At 72.8% G+C, this 18,817-nt stretch carries 20 protein-coding genes; 11 read left to right on the forward strand and 9 right to left on the reverse strand.

Translation table 11 applies throughout. The features are described from left to right. Positions 1–97: 97 nt before the first annotated feature. Positions 98–1,189 (forward strand): NAD(P)-dependent oxidoreductase, encoded by a 1,092-nt coding sequence (locus GTY67_RS20380; RefSeq protein ID WP_161279605.1) that lies wholly within the window; start codon positions 98–100, stop codon positions 1,187–1,189. 61 nt (positions 1,190–1,250) lie between these two features. On the opposite strand, the gene GTY67_RS20385 is transcribed toward GTY67_RS20380, so the two are convergent. Continuing rightward, positions 1,251–2,177, reverse strand: a complete 927-nt coding sequence (locus GTY67_RS20385) for an AraC family transcriptional regulator (protein ID WP_093687396.1) — start codon at positions 2,175–2,177, stop codon at positions 1,251–1,253. Between the two features lie 123 nt (positions 2,178–2,300). Here GTY67_RS20385 and GTY67_RS20390 point away from each other — a divergent pair, with 123 nt between their 5' ends. Further along, entirely contained in the window at positions 2,301–3,155 is an 855-nt protein-coding gene (locus tag GTY67_RS20390) for an NAD(P)H-binding protein (protein ID WP_161279606.1), read from the forward strand. A gap of 517 nt (positions 3,156–3,672) precedes the next feature. Here GTY67_RS20390 and GTY67_RS20395 read toward each other — a convergent pair. Both GTY67_RS20395 and GTY67_RS20400 read right to left on the reverse strand, forming a co-directional pair. After that, positions 3,673–5,175 carry a M28 family metallopeptidase gene (locus tag GTY67_RS20395; protein WP_161279607.1) on the reverse strand — a complete coding sequence of 501 codons (1,503 nt, stop codon included), beginning with the start codon at positions 5,173–5,175 and terminating at the stop codon, positions 3,673–3,675. Between the two features lie 180 nt (positions 5,176–5,355). Then, positions 5,356–6,549 (reverse strand): NAD(P)/FAD-dependent oxidoreductase, encoded by a 1,194-nt coding sequence (locus GTY67_RS20400; RefSeq protein ID WP_161279608.1) that lies wholly within the window; start codon positions 6,547–6,549, stop codon positions 5,356–5,358. Positions 6,550–6,775: 226 nt separating this feature from the next. Between GTY67_RS20400 and fepB the strand changes: the two genes are divergently transcribed. The 5 genes from fepB (at position 6,776) to GTY67_RS20425 (ending at position 10,841) form a co-directional block, all read left to right on the forward strand. Next, the gene (gene fepB / locus GTY67_RS20405) at positions 6,776–7,783 is read left to right on the forward strand and encodes a Fe2+-enterobactin ABC transporter substrate-binding protein (protein ID WP_161279609.1); all 1,008 of its coding nucleotides are present in this window, start codon (positions 6,776–6,778) and stop codon (positions 7,781–7,783) included. A gap of 33 nt (positions 7,784–7,816) precedes the next feature. Next, positions 7,817–8,848, forward strand: a complete 1,032-nt coding sequence (locus GTY67_RS20410; RefSeq protein WP_161279610.1) for an iron ABC transporter permease — start codon at positions 7,817–7,819, stop codon at positions 8,846–8,848. Continuing rightward, positions 8,845–9,873, forward strand: a complete 1,029-nt coding sequence (locus GTY67_RS20415) for an iron chelate uptake ABC transporter family permease subunit (protein WP_161279611.1) — start codon at positions 8,845–8,847, stop codon at positions 9,871–9,873. The genes GTY67_RS20410 and GTY67_RS20415 overlap by 4 nt, the downstream gene beginning before the upstream one ends. 96 nt (positions 9,874–9,969) lie before the next feature. Next, positions 9,970–10,422 (forward strand): DoxX family protein, encoded by a 453-nt coding sequence (locus tag GTY67_RS20420; protein WP_093687410.1) that lies wholly within the window; start codon positions 9,970–9,972, stop codon positions 10,420–10,422. Then, the gene (locus tag GTY67_RS20425; RefSeq protein WP_093687412.1) at positions 10,419–10,841 is read left to right on the forward strand and encodes a Zn-ribbon domain-containing OB-fold protein; all 423 of its coding nucleotides are present in this window, start codon (positions 10,419–10,421) and stop codon (positions 10,839–10,841) included. Before GTY67_RS20420 ends, GTY67_RS20425 begins: the two co-directional genes overlap by 4 nt. Positions 10,842–10,853: 12 nt before the next feature. On the opposite strand, the gene GTY67_RS20430 is transcribed toward GTY67_RS20425, so the two are convergent. Further along, a complete protein-coding gene (locus GTY67_RS20430; protein WP_093687414.1) occupies positions 10,854–11,267 on the reverse strand; it encodes a hypothetical protein in 414 nt (137 codons plus the stop codon). A 77-nt stretch (positions 11,268–11,344) separates the two neighbouring features. On the opposite strand from GTY67_RS20430, the gene GTY67_RS20435 reads away from it, so the two are divergent. Continuing rightward, entirely contained in the window at positions 11,345–12,166 is an 822-nt protein-coding gene (locus tag GTY67_RS20435) for a helix-turn-helix transcriptional regulator (RefSeq protein ID WP_161279612.1), read from the forward strand. Beyond that, on the forward strand, positions 12,163–12,426 hold the full coding sequence (locus GTY67_RS20440; RefSeq protein WP_161279613.1) for a DUF397 domain-containing protein: 264 nt from the start codon (positions 12,163–12,165) through the stop codon (positions 12,424–12,426). The genes GTY67_RS20435 and GTY67_RS20440 overlap by 4 nt, the downstream gene beginning before the upstream one ends. On the opposite strand, the gene GTY67_RS20445 is transcribed toward GTY67_RS20440, so the two are convergent. The 4 genes from GTY67_RS20445 to GTY67_RS20460 form a co-directional block, all read right to left on the reverse strand. Continuing rightward, entirely contained in the window at positions 12,427–13,011 is a 585-nt protein-coding gene (locus GTY67_RS20445; protein WP_161279614.1) for a hypothetical protein, read from the reverse strand. Between the two features lie 23 nt (positions 13,012–13,034). Then, positions 13,035–13,943, reverse strand: coding sequence for a zinc metalloprotease HtpX (htpX, locus tag GTY67_RS20450; protein ID WP_093687418.1), 909 nt, complete (start codon positions 13,941–13,943; stop codon positions 13,035–13,037). A 77-nt stretch (positions 13,944–14,020) separates the two neighbouring features. Then, positions 14,021–14,740 (reverse strand): pyridoxal 5'-phosphate synthase, encoded by a 720-nt coding sequence (locus GTY67_RS20455; protein ID WP_161279615.1) that lies wholly within the window; start codon positions 14,738–14,740, stop codon positions 14,021–14,023. 61 nt (positions 14,741–14,801) lie between these two features. After that, positions 14,802–15,980: an acetyl-CoA acetyltransferase gene (locus GTY67_RS20460; RefSeq protein ID WP_161279616.1), complete on the reverse strand. Its 1,179-nt coding sequence runs from the start codon at positions 15,978–15,980 to the stop codon at positions 14,802–14,804. A gap of 174 nt (positions 15,981–16,154) precedes the next feature. On the opposite strand from GTY67_RS20460, the gene GTY67_RS20465 reads away from it, so the two are divergent. Then, positions 16,155–17,453 (forward strand): acyl-CoA dehydrogenase family protein, encoded by a 1,299-nt coding sequence (locus tag GTY67_RS20465; protein ID WP_161279617.1) that lies wholly within the window; start codon positions 16,155–16,157, stop codon positions 17,451–17,453. Then, positions 17,453–17,938 (forward strand): nitroreductase family deazaflavin-dependent oxidoreductase, encoded by a 486-nt coding sequence (locus GTY67_RS20470; protein ID WP_093687427.1) that lies wholly within the window; start codon positions 17,453–17,455, stop codon positions 17,936–17,938. Before GTY67_RS20465 ends, GTY67_RS20470 begins: the two co-directional genes overlap by 1 nt. A gap of 135 nt (positions 17,939–18,073) precedes the next feature. Here GTY67_RS20470 and GTY67_RS20475 read toward each other — a convergent pair whose 3' ends face one another. Further along, complete coding sequence (locus GTY67_RS20475; RefSeq protein ID WP_026241229.1) at positions 18,074–18,721, reverse strand: TetR family transcriptional regulator; 648 nt, start codon at positions 18,719–18,721, stop codon at positions 18,074–18,076. Between the last annotated feature and the right edge of the window lie 96 nt (positions 18,722–18,817).

The raw sequence follows: 18,817 nt of genomic DNA on the forward strand, positions 1-18,817 counted from the left end.
TGACGTCAAGAGGTGTTCTGTGCTGCGCGGTAGGGTCCGTAGGGGTGGTTCGGGGCTTACGGGAGCCCGGCCCGCATGCCGGATGGGGGGAGGCCTCGTGGAACGGTCCCGTGTGCTGTTGGTGGACGCCGCTCCTGGTGCGCTGCTCGGGCGGGAGCTGGAGCGCCTGCTCGGTCACGGGCTGGACGTCACGCTGAACCTGCGGCGGGTGGCCGATCCGGCAGGGGCCCGGGCCGACTGGGGCGGCCGGGTGGCCTTCACCGACTTCGACCCCTTCGACGAGGCCGCGCTGCTCGCCGAGACGGTACGGGGCGGGCTCGGCCACCACGCGGTCAAGTCCCGGGCCGGGGTGCCGCTGCGCGCCGCGTTCCTCGCGGGGGCGACCCGGGCCGGGCTTGCCCACCCGCTCCGCGTGATCGGCCGGGCGGGCGCGGGCACCGACCATGTCGACCTGGCGGCCGCCGCACGGAACGGGGTCGTGGTCACCCACACGCCCGGCTCCAACGCGGCGGCGGTCGCCGAATTCGCCCTGGCCCAACTGCTCACGCTGACAAGGAGCTTGAGGTCGTACGACGAGGCCGCACACCGGGGCGAGTGGCGGGCGCCCACGGCCCCGCCGGCGGAGCTGTCGGAACTGACGCTGGGCATCGTCGGACCGGGCCGGATCGGGCTGGCCCTGGCGGGGCGGGCGAGTGCGCTGGGCATGGAGGTGCAGGCGTTCGGGCGGCGCCGGGACGCGGGGTCGGCACCCCGACCGGCCTCGACCGCCACGCGGGCCCCCCGCCCCGCCCCCACCCTTCCCGACCTGCTCGCCACCAGCGACGTCGTCTCCCTCCACCTGCCGCTCACCCCGGCGACCCGGGGGCTGATCGGCCGGGCCGAGCTGGCGCTCATGCGGCCGGGGGCGGTCCTGCTCAACACCGCCCGGGGCGGCATCGTCGACGAGCACGCGCTCGCCGACGCCCTGCGCGACCCCGCGCACCCCCTCGCGGCCGCCGCCGTCGACACCTTCGAGCACGAGCACGCGGCCTTCGCCTCGCCGCTCTTCGGCCTCCCGAACGCGCTGCTGACCCCGCACGTGGCCGGGATGACCAGGACCGCCATGGCCACCGCCGCCCTGCGGTGCGCGGACCACATCGCCGCCCTGCTCTCGGGCCGCCCGGGAGGCGTCCCGGTGGTTACGGCGTAACGGCAACCCTGCCGCCCACCCCAGCACCCCACCGGAGCTCACCTCCGAAGCCGCCCGCCTCTCAGCCCGCCGGGGCGGACCGCACCCGCCCCGCCGCCGCGGCCTCCTGCCGGTACGCGCTCGGGCTCTCGCCCCGGAGCCGCTTGAACGCCGCGCTGAAGCCGAACGCGTCCGCGTAGCCGACCCGCCGGGCCACCGCCGCCACCGTCAGCTCCGGGCGGGTCAGCAGGTCGGCGGCGAGGGTCATGCGCCACTCGGTCAGGTACGCGACCGGGCCGTCCCCGACCAGCTCCGTGAACCGCTTCGCCAGGGTCGTCCGCGACACCCCGGCCCGGGAAGCCAGTTCGGCCGTCGTCCAGGGGTGGGCCGGGTCCTCGTGCATCGCCCGCAGCGCGGGGCCCGCGACCTCGTCGCCCAAGGCCCCGTACCAGCCGGGCGGTTCGGCCTCCGGGCGGTCGAACCAGTCCCGCAGGGTGCACACGAGCAGCCAGTCCAACAGCCGGTCCAGCACGATCTGGTGCCCGGGCCGCGCGCCGCCGATCTGCGCGGCCAGGTAGTCGCGCAGCGGCCCGCAGTCGTCCTCGTCGGGTACGACGAGAGCGGGGGGAAGGGCCCGGAGCAGCCGTTGGGGAACCTGCGCCTGTACGTCGTAGGTGGCGGCCAACAGCACGGTGGGGCCCTCCAGTTCGGGCGCGGCGGCCATGTCGGCGCTCCACCGCACCTCCCGCACCCCCGCCTTCGTCGCGTTCTCCGGGTCGTCGGTGAAGGTGAACGGCGCCGGCCCCCGTACGATCGCGGCCTCCCCGAGAGCAAGCCGCAGCGGCTCCCCGCCCTCCGGCACGATCCACCCGGCCCCGCGCATCGGCAGGCACAGCGTCAGGTAGGCCCCGTCCGTGAAGCGCAGGGACCACGGCGGCCACAGCACCGACCGCCCGAACACCGCACCCTTGCCCCGCACGCCCCGCAACAGCTCGTCGAACACGTCCATGGCGCCACGATAGGCAGAAACACGGCGGGCTCCGGACGGGGCCGCCCAGGGGCCGGACGCTCACCTATGCGCGGCGGACGGGCGCCCATGGCCGGTGCGGCGGCTGCGCGGTGGACTTGACCCATGACAGCGAAGACCGGCACCCACCGCACCCCGCCCACCGTCCTCGTCCTCGGCGCCACCGGCAAGACCGGCCGCCGGGTCGTGGCCTGCCTGCGCGACTCCGGGACGGCCGCGGTCCGGGCGGCCTCCCGCTCGGGCGAGGTCCGGTTCGACTGGACGCTCCCCGACACCTGGGAGCCCGCGCTCGCGGGAGCCGACGCGCTCTACCTGGTGGCGCCCGACGACCCTTCCCCGGTAAGGGAGTTCGTGCGGCGGGCTGAGGCCTCGGGCGTACGCCGCTTCGTGGTGCTCTCCGGCCACGGCATCGAGAAGGCGGGCGCGGGGTTCGGCCAGGGCATGGCCGCGGCCGAGGCGGCGGTCCAGGAGACCGGGGCCGCGTGGACGCTGCTGCGCCCCAACAACTTCTTCCAGAACTTCGACGAGGACCTGTGGCTGGCCCCGCTCCGGGCCGGCCGGCTGGGCCTGCCGATCGGGGACGTTCCGGAACCGTTCATCGACGCGGAGGACGTGGCGGAGGTCGCGGCGGCGGTCCTCACCGAGGACGGCCACGACGGCAAGGTGTACGACCTCTCGGGCCCCCGCGCCCTCACCTTCGCCGAGGCCACCCGCACGATCGCCGAGGCGGCCGGCCGCCCGATCCGTTACGAGGAGCTCACCCCGGCCGCGTACCGCACCGAACTCCTCACCGAGGGCTGGCCGGAGGCGGCGGCCGACGCGCTCGGCGCCATGTTCGCCCTGCACCGCGCGGGCCACACCTCGAAGGTCACCGACGGCGTCCACCAGGTCCTGGGCCGCGCCCCGGCCGACCTGGAACCGTGGGCGCGGGGTGTCGCGGCGCGCGGGGTGTGGGCGTAGGGAGGAACGGCCTCGGGCCCGTTCCGGCGGAAGAGCCCACGGTCGACACGCCGTCGCAGACGATCGGGTGGGGTGCGCCGTCCGGGTCGTCCCGGTCCACCAGGGTGACCGCACCCTTCCCCGTGCAGTCCGCGTAGAGGGTGTAGGTCTCCTCGTCCGGCGTGAACACGGGAAGGTTCCTGCTCCCGGCGCCGGAGGTCTCGGGCACCAGGGCCCGCGCCTTCGCCGGGTACTCCAATGCGGGGCCGCGGTGGGTTCGCCCGCCGTGGGCGGGGTCTTCGGGCCGGCGTCCGCAGGGGTGTCGGCGGAACCGCTGCACCCGGCGGCCAGGAGGACGGCGGCCAGCGGGGCAGCGGCGGCGGTGAGCAGGCGTCGGCGCACGGTGCACTCCTCGGAGTGGGACGGGCCGCCCGGCCGCGGTGGCAGGGCCGGGCGGCGGACGGGCTGAACCGGGGGGTGTGAGCCGGACCCGGCGGGGGCCGCACCGGGTTGCCCGATCGCGTCACCTCAGGTCACGTCATGCGCCGCCCGCCCGGCTCCCGTCCTTCAGGGAGCCCAGGTCGTGCGCGTACGTGCCCACCGCGTTGGCGATGACGTCGATGTTGATGTCGAACGCCTTCATGTTGATGTTCTTGAGCGTGTCCCCGGCCGCGTGGTAGTTCACGTCGAACGCGACACCCGCCTCGCCGCCCCACTTCGCCGCCTCGGCGGGCGACTTGAGCGCCTCGGCGCCGGTGAACGTACCGCCGGAGGGGATGCCCGCCAGGACGAACGGGTGGTAGTCCGAGCGGCCGATGAACGGCGTTCCGGCCGTGGGGAGGCCCCGGTTGCCCAGGAACGTGGTGATGTCCCGTTCGATCTGGGCCGAACCCGTCGGTCCTTCAGGGAAGTTGAGGCCGTCGGAGTTGTCGCCGTCGAAGACGAACAGGCCGTAGTTGGGTGAGGCGATGATCTCGAAGTTCAGATAGAGCTTGATCCTCTGCCGCTCGGCAGGCGTCAGCTTCTCGACGTAGTGCTCGGAGCCGAACAGACCGCTCTCCGCCGCCGACCACCAGGCGAACCGCACCTTGTTGCGCGGCTGCTTCTCCTTCTTGGCCAGCTTCAGCGCGACCTCCAGCAGACCGGCCGCGCCCGAGCCGTTGTCGTTGATGCCCGGGCCCGCCTTCACCGAGTCCAGGTGCGCCCCGAGCACGACCGTACTGGCGGCGTCGCCGCCCCGCGTCTCGGCGATGACGTTCTTCGTGGTGCGCGTCTCCTGGAGCTGGCGGACCTCGAAGGAGATCGTCACCGGGCCCTTGGCGAGGTCGGCGGCGAGCCGGTCCCCGTCGGGCTTGGAGAGCCCGGCCGTGGGGATCTTCCCGGTGGCGGGGTCTCCGAGGGTGCCGGACAGCGGACCGTACCCGGCGTCGATGTTGTTGTAGATGATGGCCCCGGCCGCGCCCGCTGCCGCGGCCTGCTCCTGCTTGACGCCGAAGGTGCAGCCGCCGCGCTTGATCAGCGCGATCTTCCCGGTGAACGCGCCCGCCGCGTAGTCGCCCGGCTCGCAGCCGGTGGTGCCGTCCTCGTCGACCGGCGGGGCGGCCAGCTGGGCCGTGATCCCGCCGACCGGGGTCGACTTGGTGTAGGTGAGTGCCTTGATCTCGGCGTCGAACGGGGTGGGGGAGACGACGGAGAGCTTCTCGGCCAGCGTCTCGGTGTAGACGAAGTCGAACTTCTGGGTCGAGACGCGGTACCCGGCCGCCGTGAGGAGCGTCTGCACATACGCGGCGGATATCTCGTGTCCCAGCGTTCCGGCGACACGGTGACCGCCCGTCGCCTGGGCTATCGCCTGTAAGGCCACCAGGTGCTTGCGGGCGTCCTGGGCGGACGCGTCACGCACCAGCGCCTGCGAGAGGGCGGCGGCGTCCTGGGCCGCCTTGTCCTTGTGGGCGGAGGCGGGTGACGCCGAGGCCAGCAGGAGCGGGGCTACGAGTGCGGTGGCGGCGAGGGCGGCGATGGATCTTCGAACGGAGGCGCTCACAGAAGTCCTTCCCGGTGCGGACGAGTTGAGGGGAAGCTAGCGATCTCCGCGTCCCCCTGTGAACAGATGCGCCACAACTCAGGCCATTAATCACACAGTTGTCATCATGTCGCCGTAGTCACTTCCCCGGACTCCCGAGCGTGCCGGGCACAGGCACCCCTGTCCCCTCCGTACGCGTGCTCAATGCGCTCGCGCCACCCTCTTCGCGATCTTCCCGGCGTCCAGGGCCATTTCGCGCAGCATCCCGCTGATCGGATTGGTGAAGCCGGTGAAGTAGAGGCCAGGGGCCTGCTTCGGGGTGCGGGCGCCATGGACGACCGGCCGGCCCCGTTCGTCCAGCACGTCCAGGTGGCCGAGCAGCGGCTCCAGGGCGCGGGTGTAGCCGGTCGCCGCGATCACCGTGTCCGGGGTGAGGCGGGTGCCGTCGGCCAGGAGCACCGCGTCCTTGTCGAAGGAGGCGACGGTCGCCACGGGGGCCACCGTGCCGGACTTCACCGCGTCGATCAGGCCGACGTCCTGGACCGGGATCGCACCCTCCCGGACCCGCGAGTACAGGCCCGAATCCGGGCGCGGCAGCCCCTGCGCGGCCAGGTCCGGTACGGCGATCCGCGCCATCAGCGCCCCCGCCCGGTCCACCAGCCGCACCGGCAGCCGCCGCACCAGGATGCCGGTCGCCTGGGCGGGCCACCCCGCCGTGGAGCGGCGCACGATGTGCGGGGCCGTACGCACCGCGATCCGCACCTGCGAGGCCCCGCCCTCCGCCAGGTCCGCCGCGATCTCGGCCCCCGTGTTGCCGATGCCGACCACCAGGACGTCCTTGTCGGCGTACGGGGCCGGGTTCCGGTACTGCGCCGCGTGCAGCAGCTCCCCGGTGAACGTGTCGCGGCCCGGCCACTCCGGGATGCGCGGCGTGTGGTTGAAGCCCGTCGCGACGACGACCGCGCGGCCCCGCAGGACCCGGCCGCCGGTGGCGGTCAGCTGCCAGTCGCCCGAGCCGTCGGGGGCCGGGTCGATCCGGTTCACCTCGACGCCCGTCACCACTTCCAGCTCGTGGTGCTCGGTGTACTTCTCCAGGTACCGCACCACATCGTCCCGGCCCACCCAGCGCCCGAACCTACGCGGCATCTTCAGCCCCGGCAGCGCCGACCAGCGCCGCGTGGTGTGCAGGTGCAGCCGGTCGTAGTGGCCGCGCCAGGAGTTCCCGACCCGGTCCGCCTTCTCCAGGACCACCGCCCGTACGCCCCGGTCGCGGAGCGCGGCAGCGGCGGCGAGGCCTCCGGGGCCGCCGCCGATGACATAGACGGGGCGGTCGTCCGTACGGTCGGTGAGGGCGACGGCGTCGGTACTGCCTGTGGGGGAAGGGCTGTTGGGCATGGTTCGGAGCGTAATCGCCCGCTCTGTTGATGGGTCTCGGTCAAGGTGGGAAACGATTGCGAATTGATCACGAGGGGTGGGATGCGGTGGTTGCATGCCATTCGCACCCCTCGTGCCACCTAAGGTAAGGCTAACCTTGCTTCGATTGACGTGAGGTGACCATCGGGGGGCCCTCGCGCGGTGCGGTGCCGCGCGCCCGCCCGGCGGTCGAAGGGGTGGGACGTACATGAACGGCAGACAGCTTCGGACCCGGTTCCAGGGCGCGGCGGTCGTCGCCGCCGGGCTCCTCGCGCTCACCGCCTGCGGTGGCGGCGGGAGCGACACGGCCGACAAGGGCGCCGGGAACGGCACGAGCGACAAGGCCGCCACCACCCGCTCCGTCAAGCACGACGCCGGAACCACCGAGAAGGTGCCCGCCCAGCCGAAGCGCATCGTCTCGGTCAGCGTCACCATGACCGGCCACCTCCTGGCCCTCGACGCCCCCGTCATCGCCTCCCAGGCCACCCCGCCCTCGGTCATCACGGACAAGCAGGGCTTCTTCACCCAGTGGTCCGACGCCGCCGCCAAGAACAGCGTCAAGGTCGCCTACCAGGGCTTCGAGCCCGACGTGGAGAAGGTCCTCGCGCTGAAGCCGGACCTCATCATCGGCGCCTCCTCCGGCGCGGAGAACGCCGAGAAGTTCTACGACAAGCTCGCCGTCGTCGCCCCCACCCTCCTCTACCGCCACGACGACGTCTCCTGGCAGGACCTGACCACCCGCCTCGGCAAGGACCTCGGCCTGGAGAAGCGTGCGGGCGAGGTCGTCGCCGCCCACGACAAGCGGGTCGGTGAGGTCAAGGCCGCCATCACCGTGCCGACCCAGTCCGCCGCGCTCGTCCGCGACAACCAGTCCGCGATGACCGTCTTCACCCCCGAGTCCGCCCAGGGCCGGCTGCTCACCTCGCTCGGCTTCACCGTCCTCGAACCGCCGGCCGGCAAGGGCCAGACGCAGGGCGGCCGTTCGGACTTCGCCGAGTTCAGCCAGGAGAAGGTGGCCGACACCGCGAAGGACAGCTCGCTCCTCTTCGTCAGCCACACCCCCGAGGAGATCACCGCCGCCACCGCGCGCCCGGTCTGGAAGGACCTGCCCGCCGTCAAGGACAAGCGCGTGTACGACCTCGGCCTGGACACCTTTCGGCTGGACTACTACAGCGCGGGCAACCTGATCGACAAGATCGAGAAGGCCTTCGGCTGACGGCGGCCGGGAACGACGTGAACCTCAAGCGCTGTGATCCGTAAGAAACCCGCCGTACGCGTACGGTACGCCGCCGGGCTCACGGCGGGGCTGGTCCTCCTGGCCCTCGCCGTGGCCGGCGGCCTCGCCGTGGGCGCGCAGCCCGTGCCCCCGGCCGAGGTGCTGGCCGCGCTGTTCGACCCGGACGCCCCGCACGCCTCGCTCGTACGGGAGGTCCGGGTGCCGCGTACCCTCCTCGCCGTCACCGCCGGGGCCGCGCTGGGCCTGGCAGGCGCGGTGATGCAGGGGATGACCCGTAACCCCCTGGCCGACCCCGGCATCCTCGGCGTCAACACCGGGGCCGCCTGCGCGGTGGTCGCCGCGACCGTCCTGCTCGGTACGCGCTCGCTCCAGGCCGTCGTCTGGTGGGCGCTGCTCGGGGCGGCCGTCGCGGTGGTGGTCGTGTACCTGCTCGGTGGCCGGGGCGCGGGGCGCGGGACCCCCGAAGGGCTCGTGCTCGCGGGGGTGGCCGTCACCGCCGTGCTGGGGGCGGTGGTCAGCGGGCTGGGGGTGCTGGACGCGGACGCGTACGGGACCCTGCGCATGTGGTCCGTCGGCACCCTCTCCGGCCGCGAACTCCCGGTGCTGTGGGAGGTGTTGCCGTTCCTCCTGGTCGGCGCGGTGCTGGCGCTCACTGTCGCGCCCGCCCTCAACGCGTTCGCGCTCGGCGACGAGGCGGGCCGGGCGCTGGGCGTCGCCCCCGGGCGCGTACGGCTGCTCGGCACGCTCGCCACGGTGCTCCTGAGCGGCGCCGCCACCGCCGCGATCGGCCCGGTCGGCTTCATCGGCCTGGTCGCCCCGCACGTGGCCCGCCTGCTCACCGGCCCCGACCACCGCCGCCTGATGCCGTACGCCGTCCTCGTCGGCGCGGGCCTGCTGCTCGTCGCGGACATCGTGGGCCGGGTCATCGCGCGCCCCGCCGAGATCCAGGTGGGCATCGTCACGGCGTTCGTCGGCGCGCCCGTACTGATCTGGCTGATCGGCCGCAACAGGTCCGCCTCGCGGAAGGCGGTGACAGCGGCATGAGCGCTCTCGGTAAGCCCATGACCGTACGCGGCAGCCGAGACCTCTCCCTCCGCGTACGCCCCCGCCCCCTCGCCGTCACCCTCCTTCTGGCCCTCCTCGCGGCGGGCAGCGGCGCCCTTGCGCTGACCCGGGACGGACTCGTACCGCCCGGCGAGGTGCTGGGAGCCCTGCTCGGCGCGGGCTCGGAGCAGGCCGCGTTCGTGGTGCTGGAGCTGCGGCTGCCCCGGGTGGCCCTCGGCCTCGTCGTCGGCGCGGCACTCGGCGCGGCCGGGGCGCTGTTCCAGCAGCTCTCCCGCAACCCGCTCGGCAGCCCGGACATCGTGGGCTTCAACTCCGGTGCGGCGACCGGTGCGTTGCTGGTCCTGCTGCACGGGAACCCGGCGTACGTGGCGGCGGGCGCGGCCGGAGGCGGCCTGGCGACCGCGCTGATCGTCCAACTCCTCGCCCGGCGCGGCTCGTTCCGGGGCAACCGGCTGATCCTCGCCGGGATCGCGGTCGGCTCCCTGCTGACCTCGGTCAACGCGTACCTGCTCACCCGGGCCGCTCTCGACCACGCCCAGTCGGCCCAACTCTGGCTGATCGGCAGCCTCGGCTCCACCGAACGCCACCAGATCCTCCCCGCTCTTCTCGCGCTGGCGGCCCTGCTCCTGCTCGCCCTCCCGCTGGTCCGCCGCCTGGACCTGCTGGAGATGGGCGACGAGGCGGCGGGCGGCCTGGGCGTCGACGCGGGCCGCACCCGCGCCCTCGTGCTCCTGATCGCGGTGGGGCTCAGTGCGGTGGCGGTGTCGGTGGCCGGCCCGATCGTCTTCGTGGCCCTCTGCGCACCGCAGTTGGCCCGCCGCCTCAGCAGGGGTACGGGAACGGGGCTGCTGCCCGCCGCCGCGATGGGCGCCCTGCTGCTCTCCGCCTCGGACCTGCTGGCGATCACGCTGCCGACGGCGGGTGCGCTGCCGGTGGGGGTGGTGACAGGCGCGCTGGGCGGGGTCTACCTGGCGTGGCTGCTGGGGCGCGGGCAGCGGTGCTAGGAGGGGCGCCGGTCCGTGCAGGCCCCTTGCGCGAGGCGGCCCGCGTCCGGTGAACTGACGTACCGTCAGATACGAGGCGACCGGAGGAGCTGCCCGATGCGGACGATCTGGCTCAGCGGTGCGGAATGGCTCGCCGTCCTGCGGATAGGCCTCGGCCTGTGGTGGCTGGAGAGCTGGCGGCACAAGGACAAGAAGGGCTGGTTCGAGCGGGGAACGGGGATCGCCTGGGCGGCGGACGTGGCGAACAAACACCGATGGGGTGTGGTGCGGACCGGCTTCCGGCGGGTCGTCGAACCGCGCCCGAGGCTGATCGCGTACGTCGTCGTCTACGCCGAACTGGCCCTGGGACTGGGCCTGGTGGCAGGCTTCCTCACCCCCGTCGCTCTGGCCGCCGGCCTGCTCCTCAACCTCCTCTACCTGGTCCTGATGATCCACGACTGGGCCGAGCAGGGGCAGAACGCGATGATGGCCCTGATCTCGCTGGTGGCCCTGTTCGCGATGGCCTGGCAGACGTGGTCGCTGGACGCGGCGTTCGGGCTGTTCCTGTGACGCCGCCGGGGCGTGCGGCGGGTCCGCGCTTCGACCTGCCCGAGCCGGACGCCTTCACCCGGCCGTACTGGGACGCGGCGGGGGAGGGGCGGCTGCTGATCCGGCGGTGCGGCGGGTGCGGGCGGGCGCATCACTACCCGCGCGAGTTCTGCCCGTACTGCTGGAGCGAGGACGTGAGTTGGGAGCGGGCGAGCGGGGACGCGACCCTCTACACGTGGTCCGTCGTCCACCGCAACGACCTGCCCCCGTTCGGGGACCGGGTTCCGTACGTGGCCGCTGTCGTCGACCTCGCCGAGGGGCCCCGGATGATGACGGAGGTCGTGGAGTGCGCGCACGGCGACCTCCGCATCGGTATGGGGCTGACGGTCACGTTCCGGGAGGCGGGGGAGGCCGTACCGGTCTTCCGGCCCGCAGGCTGAGGCCCACCGGTATCACTCGTCGCCCGCCGCCGGAGCCAGCTGGGCCATCACCAGCCCGTGCAGCAGCTCCGGATCCACGAACTCGTCCTCCTCCGGCGCCCCGCACCGCCAGCTCAGCGGGTACGTGTTGCCGTCCGGGGCGGGGATGCCCACCCACTCGTCACGCGTCGCGGGCCCGAAGCACTTCACGCCCGGCGGCCAGTCGTACCCGTCGCTCGCGCCCGGCGGGATCAGGAAGTACGTCCACCGCGCCCCCGCCATCTCCCGCACCACAGGACCGGGCTCGCCCTCGGTCAGGGTCGCAAGATGCTGGAGGACGGCCTCGCCGCGGATGCCCCGGAGCCGGATGGCGTCGAAGTGAATCCCGGTGAGGTGGAGTTGGTGCCCGGCGGCGGGTACCCATTCGGGGTGTTTCTTGCTCGTCATGGCTATGAGCATTCCCCCGGCTGCGTAGCGTGACCAGCAGAACGCGGTCCACATCGATGCGATGTGAGGAGGGCGGGATGGCTGTGGGGACGAGTAGCGAACCGACGCACGGACTGCGGCTCGTAGGAGATCTGATCCGTATCCACCGGGTGCGGGCCGGACACACGCAGAAGACGGCGGCGGACGTGCTGCTGATCTCGGAATCCCTGATGGGCGCGGTCGAACGGGCGGAACGCATTCCCTCGCGCGACCTGCTGATGGACGCCGAGCGGCTGTTCGGGGCGAACGGGGCGCTGGAGGCGTGCTGCGAGCTGGTTGATGAGGAGAAGTACCCGCCGAAGTTCCTGGACTGGGCAAGGCTGGAACGGCTCGCGCGGGTCATCAGCGCGTACGAGACGATGCTGATCCCGGGCCTGCTCCAGACGGAGGCGTACGCGTACGCGCTGTACCGCTCGCGCGTACCGGCGTACTCGGAGGAGGAGATCATCCGGCACGTCGAAGCACGACTGGAACGGCAGGCGGTGTTGACGCGCAAGTCGCCGCCGCGTATCGGGTACGTCATCGAGGAGTCGGTCCTGGACCGGACGCTGGGTGGACCGGAGGTGCTGAAGGAGCAGTTGCTGCACGTGCTGGACTGCATCGAGCGGTTCAACCACCTGACGGTTCAGGTGATGCCGTCGGACCAGCACATGCACGCGGGGTTGAACGGGCCCATGCAGTTGATGTCCACGGCGGAAGGCCGCAATCTGCTCTTCGCGGAGGCGCAGGGCGGCGGTAGGTTGATCTCGAAGCCGGATGTAGTGAGCGATCAGCTAGACCTCTTCGGCATTCTGCGGGCCCAGGCGCTCAACCCCTGGAAGTCGGCGGAGGTCATCGAGATGAAGGTGAGACAACTGTGAGCCACGGACCCGGACTGACCTGGTTCAAGTCCAGCTACAGCAACAACGAGGGCGAAGCCTGCATCGAAGTCGCCTACAACTGGCACAAGTCCAGCCACAGCGGCGACTTCCAGGACGCCTGCGTAGAGGTCGCCACCTGCCCCCACACCGTCCACGTCCGCGACTCCAAGGTCACCGACGGCCCCACCTTCGCCGTCGCCCCGGCCGCCTGGACCGCCTTCCTGGACCACGCCACGGCCACCGGCACTATCAGGGGCTGATCAGAGCCCCGGCGCCCCCCACACCGGGAACCACCGCGACAGGTCCTTCTCCACCCGGAGGTCGTCCCCGAGGGCGCCGCGTACCTGGAGTTCCAGCTGGTTGTCCCGCTTCTCGGCGTCGCCGGGGAGCGGGGCGAACGGGTAGAACGTGCCGCGCTTGTAGAGGTAGACCAAGGCCAGCGCACGGCCCTCCGAGTCCCGGAAGCCGATCAGTGAGCAGAGCAGGTGCGGGCCGAAGCCGCCGTCCTGGAGCAGGGTGTTCACCGCGTGCAGGTCGTTGACCAGGCCCGCCGTGTCGTCGGCCGGGTGGGTGGCGAGCAGCCAGGTGTAGCCGTACGCGTCCCGGCTGAACTCCACCGGGATGCCGCCGCGCTCCGTGTCCGCGTCCAGCAGCTCCCGTACGTCCTCCTGGAGGCGGGCGAAACCGCCGCCCTCCACGCCCGCGAAGCAGACCGAGCCCAGACCCGTCGGCGTGAAGCCGGTGGCGGCCTGGAGGGTGAGGGCGGCCGAGGGGACGGCGAAGAGCTGGTCGAGGTCGGGGCGGACGGGTTTGCTGCGGCCGAGGATGGCGTCGAGCAGGCCCACGGGCGTAACTCCTTGAAGACGGCTTAACGGGACAGGTCGGTGGAGATGCGGGACAGCTGGTCCAGCCGCTGTTCCAGCGTCGGGTGCGAGGAGAACAGCCGGCCCAGGGACTCCTTCGAGGAGAACGCGGGCATGAAGTAGAACGCGTTGTACGGCTCCGCCTTGCGCAGGTCCTCGGTCGGGATGCGGGCCATCTGCCCGCTGACCTTGGTCAGGGCCGAGGCGAGGGCGGAGGGCCTGCCGGTGAGGAGGGCGGCGGCGCGGTCGGCGGAGAGTTCCCGGTAGCGGGAGAGCAGCCGGGTGAGCAGGAAGCTGATCGCGTACACGACGGCGCTGATCAGCGGGATCAGCAGGAGCAGGATGCCTGCCGGGTCATTGCCGGGGCGGCTGCGCGCGAACCCGCCCCACAGGGCGATGCGGGTGATGATCCCGGCCAGCACGCCGAGGAACGAGGCGATCGTCATGACGGCGACGTCCCGGTGCGCGACATGCGACATCTCGTGGGCGAGGACGCCCTCCAGCTCTTCGGGCTCCAGTCTGCGGAGCAGCCCGGTCGTGGCGCAGACGAGGGCGGTCTTCTCGCTGCGGCCGGTGGCGAACGCGTTCGGTACGTCACTCTCGGCAATGGCCACCTTGGGCTTCGGCATATCGGCGAGCGCGCAGATGCGGTCGATGGTGCCGTGCAGCTCGGGGGCCTGTTCGGGGGTGACCTCGCGGGCGCCCATGCCGTACGCCGCGATGCGGTCACTGAACCAGAACTGGGCGATGAACAGGCCGCCGGTGATGATCAGGATGATCGGCCAGGAGCCGCGCAGGGCCGCGAGGAGCACGCCCACGAAGACGACGTAGAGCAGGCCGATCAGGAACATGGTGGTGACCATGCGACCGGTCAGGCCCCGGTCGGGGGCGTAGCGCGAACGGGCTCGTGGCATCGGTGCCTCCCAACAGCTCGGCTTCCTCCATAGTGCCCCTTTCCTGTTGAAACCGAGTAAGGGGTGGGTGGCGCCGGTCAGGGCCAGAGCAGCTCGCGGGCCCAGGTTCCGGTCTCCGGGGCCGGTGCCGTCCCGGTCTCCGGGGTCGTCTCCGTACGGCGGCGGTAGCGGAGTCGGATGTGGCGGCGGCGGGCGTCGCCCTGGAAGAACTCGACCTCGGCCGGTTCGACCACGTACCGGGTCCAGGTCGGAGCCTCGGCGTCCGGTTCCGCCCGGGCCCGCTCCCAGGCCGCGTCCGCCGCCCGGTGGAGGGCCGCCACGGAACCCACAACCGCGCTCTGCGTACCGGTCAGCGCGGCGGCGAGGGCCCCGGTGGAGCGGGCGTGCAGGTCGGCGTGGCTCTCGGCCGGGGTGCAGCGGAGGACGGGGCCCCGGACCCGTACCTGCCGTCCCAGGCTCGGCCAGTAGAAGCCGAGCGCGGCGTACGGGCGGGCCGCGAGCTGGTGGCCCTTGGCGCTGGTGGCGTGCGAGGCGAAGTGGAAGCCGCGCTCGTCGGCGTCGTGGAGGAGCAGGGTGCGTACGTCGGGGAGGCCGTCGGCGTCCGCCGTGGCCAGCGACATCGCGTGCGGCTCGGGCTGCCCGGCCGCCACCGCGTCCGCGAACCAGGCGTGGAAGAGGGGGAGGGGCGCGGGCGGGGCGTCCGCCGGGTCGAAGGCAGGCAGCTCGGTGTCCCAGACGCGCTGGGCGTGCAGGAGGGCGGAGAAGGGGCGCGGGGTGCTTGCGGCGGCTTCGCTCATGGGGTCATTCCACCTGATCCCCACCCGTGGGGGGCCGACCGGGCCCGCCCTGAAGCCCTCCTCACCCCCGCCCCAGCACCACCGTCCCCGACGAGCAGAACCAGCCGCCCGTCCCCGACGCCACCGCCAGCTCCGGGAGGCGGCCGCCGGCCTTGCGGACCTGGCGCTCCCCGGCCTCGCCGCGTAGCTGGCGTACCGCCTCCACCAGCAGGAACAGGCCGCGCATCCCGGGATGGCAGGCGGAGAGGCCGCCGCCGTCCGTGTTCACCGGTAGCTCGCCGCGCACGCCCGTGCGGCCCTTCTCGACGAACGCGCCGCCCTCCCCCTTCGCGCAGAACCCCAGGTCCTCCAGCGTCACCAGCGTCATGTACGTGAACGCGTCGTAGATCTCCGCCAGGTCGATCTCGGAGGGGCGCACCCCGGCCCGTTCGAAGGCGAGGCGGCCCGAGACGGCTGCCGGGGAGACCGTGAAGTCCTCCCACTCCGACATCGTGGAGTGGGAGGCGGACTCCCCGGTGCCCAGGATCCAGACGGGGGCCTTCGCCGTGTCCCGTACGTACTCCTCCGCCGCCAGCAGCACCGCGCACCCCCCGTCGCTGCGGATGCAGCAGTGCAGCTTGGTGAACGGGTCCGCGATCATCGGTCCGGAGAGGACCTCGTCGACCGTGATCGGGGTGCGGAACATCGCGTCCGGGTTGGCCGCCGCGTTCGCCCGGGCCGTCACCGCCACCTCGGCCAGCTGCTCCAGCGTCGTGCCGTACGCGTGCATATGGCGGCGGGCGGCCATCGCGTACTTGGCGATCAGGCTGTGCCCGTACGGCACCTCGAACTGCAACGGCCCCCGCGCCCCGAACGACAGGTTCGACGTGCGGCGGCCCGCCCTGATGTCGGCCCGGGCCGTGGAGCCGTAGACCAGGAGCACCGCCCGCGCCCGGCCCGCCGCGATCGCGTCCGCCGCGTGGGCCGCCATCACCTCCCAGGTGGCGCCGCCCACCGCCGTGGAGTCGACCCAGGTGGGCCGCAGCCCCAGGTACTCCGCGATCTCCACCGGGGCCAGCGTCCCGAGCCCGGCCGAGGCGAAGCCGTCGACCACCGACCGCTCCAGGCCGGAGTCGGCCAGCGCACGGCGGGCCGCCTGGGCGTGCAGGGCGTACGGGGTGGCGTCGTCGGCGCGCCCGCACTCCGCGAGCGCGATGCCGACGACAGCGACCTTGCGGGGGAGGCGGGAGGAGGCAGGCATGAATCTGACGGTACATCAGATGAGTGGGTGCGTAACCGTGCGTGCGCGTGACTTCCGCACCCCTGTACGCGTGTGTGCGTGTGCGGGACTCTGGGAATCGGCGCGCTCCGTACGTAATATGACGGACCGTCAGATCGGGAGCCGCTCCGGTTCCTGAAGGGGAGGAGCCCGACGATGGACGCCGCCTTCACCGCGGAACAGGACGAGATCCGCCGCACCCTGCGCGACCTGCTCGCCAAGTACGGCGGACCCGGCGAGGTCCGTGCCGCCGTACGCACCGCCGAGGGCCACGACCCGGCCCTGTGGCGCCGCCTCGCCCAGGAGCTCGGGCTGCCCGGGCTGGCGCTCCCGGAGGAGTACGGCGGGGCCGGCTGCACCCCCACCGAGCTGGCCCTCGCCTGTGAGGAGACCGGCCGCGCCCTGCTGCCCTCCCCGCTGCTCGCCACCGCCGTACTCGCCGCGCCCCTGATCACCGCCCTGGGGACCCCGGCACAGCGCGCCGGGCTGCTGCCCCGGATCGCCGACGGGACCCTGACCGCCGCGCTCGCCGTCCCCGGCGGGTCGATGGCGCTCGCCCTCGGGCTCACGGACGACAACCGGGCCGCCGCCTGGGCGGGTGGCGGCCGGGCGGGCGGCGTCCAGGCCCGCCGGGAGCCCGAGGGCGGGGGCTGGCGGCTCTACGGGCAGGCCGAACGGGTGCTGGACGGGCACAGCGCCGGGGTCCTTCTCGTCGCCGCCCATACCGGCGGCTATCCGCGCAGCCGGACGCTCCTCTTCCTGGTGCGGGCCGGGACCTTCCTGGTGCCCGCCGGGACCGAAGGGCGGACCGCGCCCGAGAGGCTGACGGCGTCCGAGGGGATGACCGCGTCCGAAAGGCTGACCGCGTCCAATGGGCTGACGCGGACCCGGCTGACCGCCATGGACGAGACCCGGCCCCTCGCCCGCCTCGAACTGCGCGACACCGCGGCCGAACTGCTCGGCCCGGACGAGGCCGCCGATGTGTGCGGCGCGCTTGCCGACACCGGGCGCATCGCCGCCGCCGTTCTGGCCGCCGAGGCGGTCGGCGCGGCGGCGGGGGCGCTGGAGCGAACCGTGGCGTACGTGAAGGAGCGCGAGCAGTTCGGCCGGGCCATCGGGTCGTTCCAGGCGGTCAAGCACCGCCTGGCCGACCTGTACGTACGGGTGGAGGCGGCCCGCTCCGCCGCGTACTACGCCGCCTGGGACCCGGCGGCGGGGCCGCTCGCGCTGGCCCAGGCGCTGGAGGCGGCCCGGATCACCGCCGGTGAGGCCGTACAGCTGCACGGCGGTATCGGCTTCACCTGGGAGCACGAGGCGCATCTGTACGTGAAGCGGGCGGCGGGCGACGAGCTGCTCTTCGGGCCCGTACACCGGCTGCGCGACCATGCGGCGGGGCGGGCCGGGCTCTTCGGGGGCGTAACGGCGGACGGCCTTGCGCACGGGGTGGCCGTCTGATGGCCGGTGACCGGGCCGCCCGGCTCATCCAGAAGGTCTCCTCGACCCGCGCCTTCGCCCGGATCGCCCCGCACGTCGTCCCCGTCATGGACCGCACCGTCCACCGGCTCACCCGGGGCAAGGTGCTGCCCAGCGCGCGGATGCTGCCGGGGCTCGTCCTGACGGTGCCGGGTGCGCGCAGCGGGCGGCCCCGGGTGACCCCGCTGGCCTGTATGCCGGAGGGTGAGTCCGAGAGCACCTGGATCCTGGTCGGCAGCAACTTCGGCCGTACGGGGCATCCGGCCTGGACCGCGAATCTGCTGGCCCGCCCGGAGGAGGCCGTCATCAGCTGGCGGGGCCGGGACATCCCGGTGCGGGCGCGGCTGCTGGAGGGGGCGGAGCGGGAGGAGGTGTGGCGGGTGGCGCTGACGTTCTGGCCGCCGTACGCGGCGTACCAGGCGCGGGTGGATCGGCAGATCCGGCTCTTCCGGCTGGAGCGGCGGTAGTCCGCCGTCCGTCGGTCCCGTCCGGGAACACCGACGGCGGACCACCGGCAGGGGTGCGTGGTGGTCCGCCGTCGGTGAGACAGGACGTGCCGGTTGGGCGTACGGGTGAGGCGTGCGGGTGGGCTGCCTCGCGGATTACTTCGTGGGCTTCTTGCCGGTGATGCCGAGGTGCACCAACAGCGCGAGGTTCGGGCGCAGTTCGGCCTGCTTCACACCCCAGGTGGTGAACCCCTTCTGGTGCGAGGCGACCGCGGCCAGCATCGCGACCAGGGAGCCCGCCATCGCGGCGGCGCTGATGTCCTTGTCGACCTTGCCCTTGGCCTGGAGCTCCTTCACCGAATCGGTGAGGGAGTTGGTGACCGAGTTCAGGATCTTCATGCGGATCTTGTAGAACCGCTTGTCCCCTTCGGCGGCGCCGAGGTCGATCACGCGGAGGATCGCGTCGTTGCGGCGCCAGAAGTCGAGGAATCCTTCGACGAGTTCCTCGGCCGTCTGCCAGCCGGCTTTGCCGACCCAGGGGCGTCCGGCGACCAGTTCGGTCAGTCCGGCGCCCTCCTTGGCGACTTCCTCGGCGATCTCGAGGACGGCGCCCTCCACATCGGGGAAGTACTGGTAGAAAGTCGCGGGTGAAGTCCCGGCCTTCCGGGCGACGTCGATGACTTTGACGTCCCGGTACGGCGAGGAGCTGAGCATCTCGCTGAGGCAGTCGAGCAGCTTCTGCCGCGTCGCCTGACCGCGTCGACCGGCCACGCGGCCGTCGACGGTACGTACTTGTCCTGTCATGCCGTCAGCTTACCGAGGGGTGATGGGAGCGCGATTCGGCCGACTGCAAATGGGGAACGCCGCAGGAACGCCGGGGTGCGGAGGGGTGCGGCGAGC

This window comes from Streptomyces sp. SID8374, assembly GCF_009865135.1.
Taxonomy (GTDB): Bacteria; Actinomycetota; Actinomycetes; order Streptomycetales; family Streptomycetaceae; genus Streptomyces.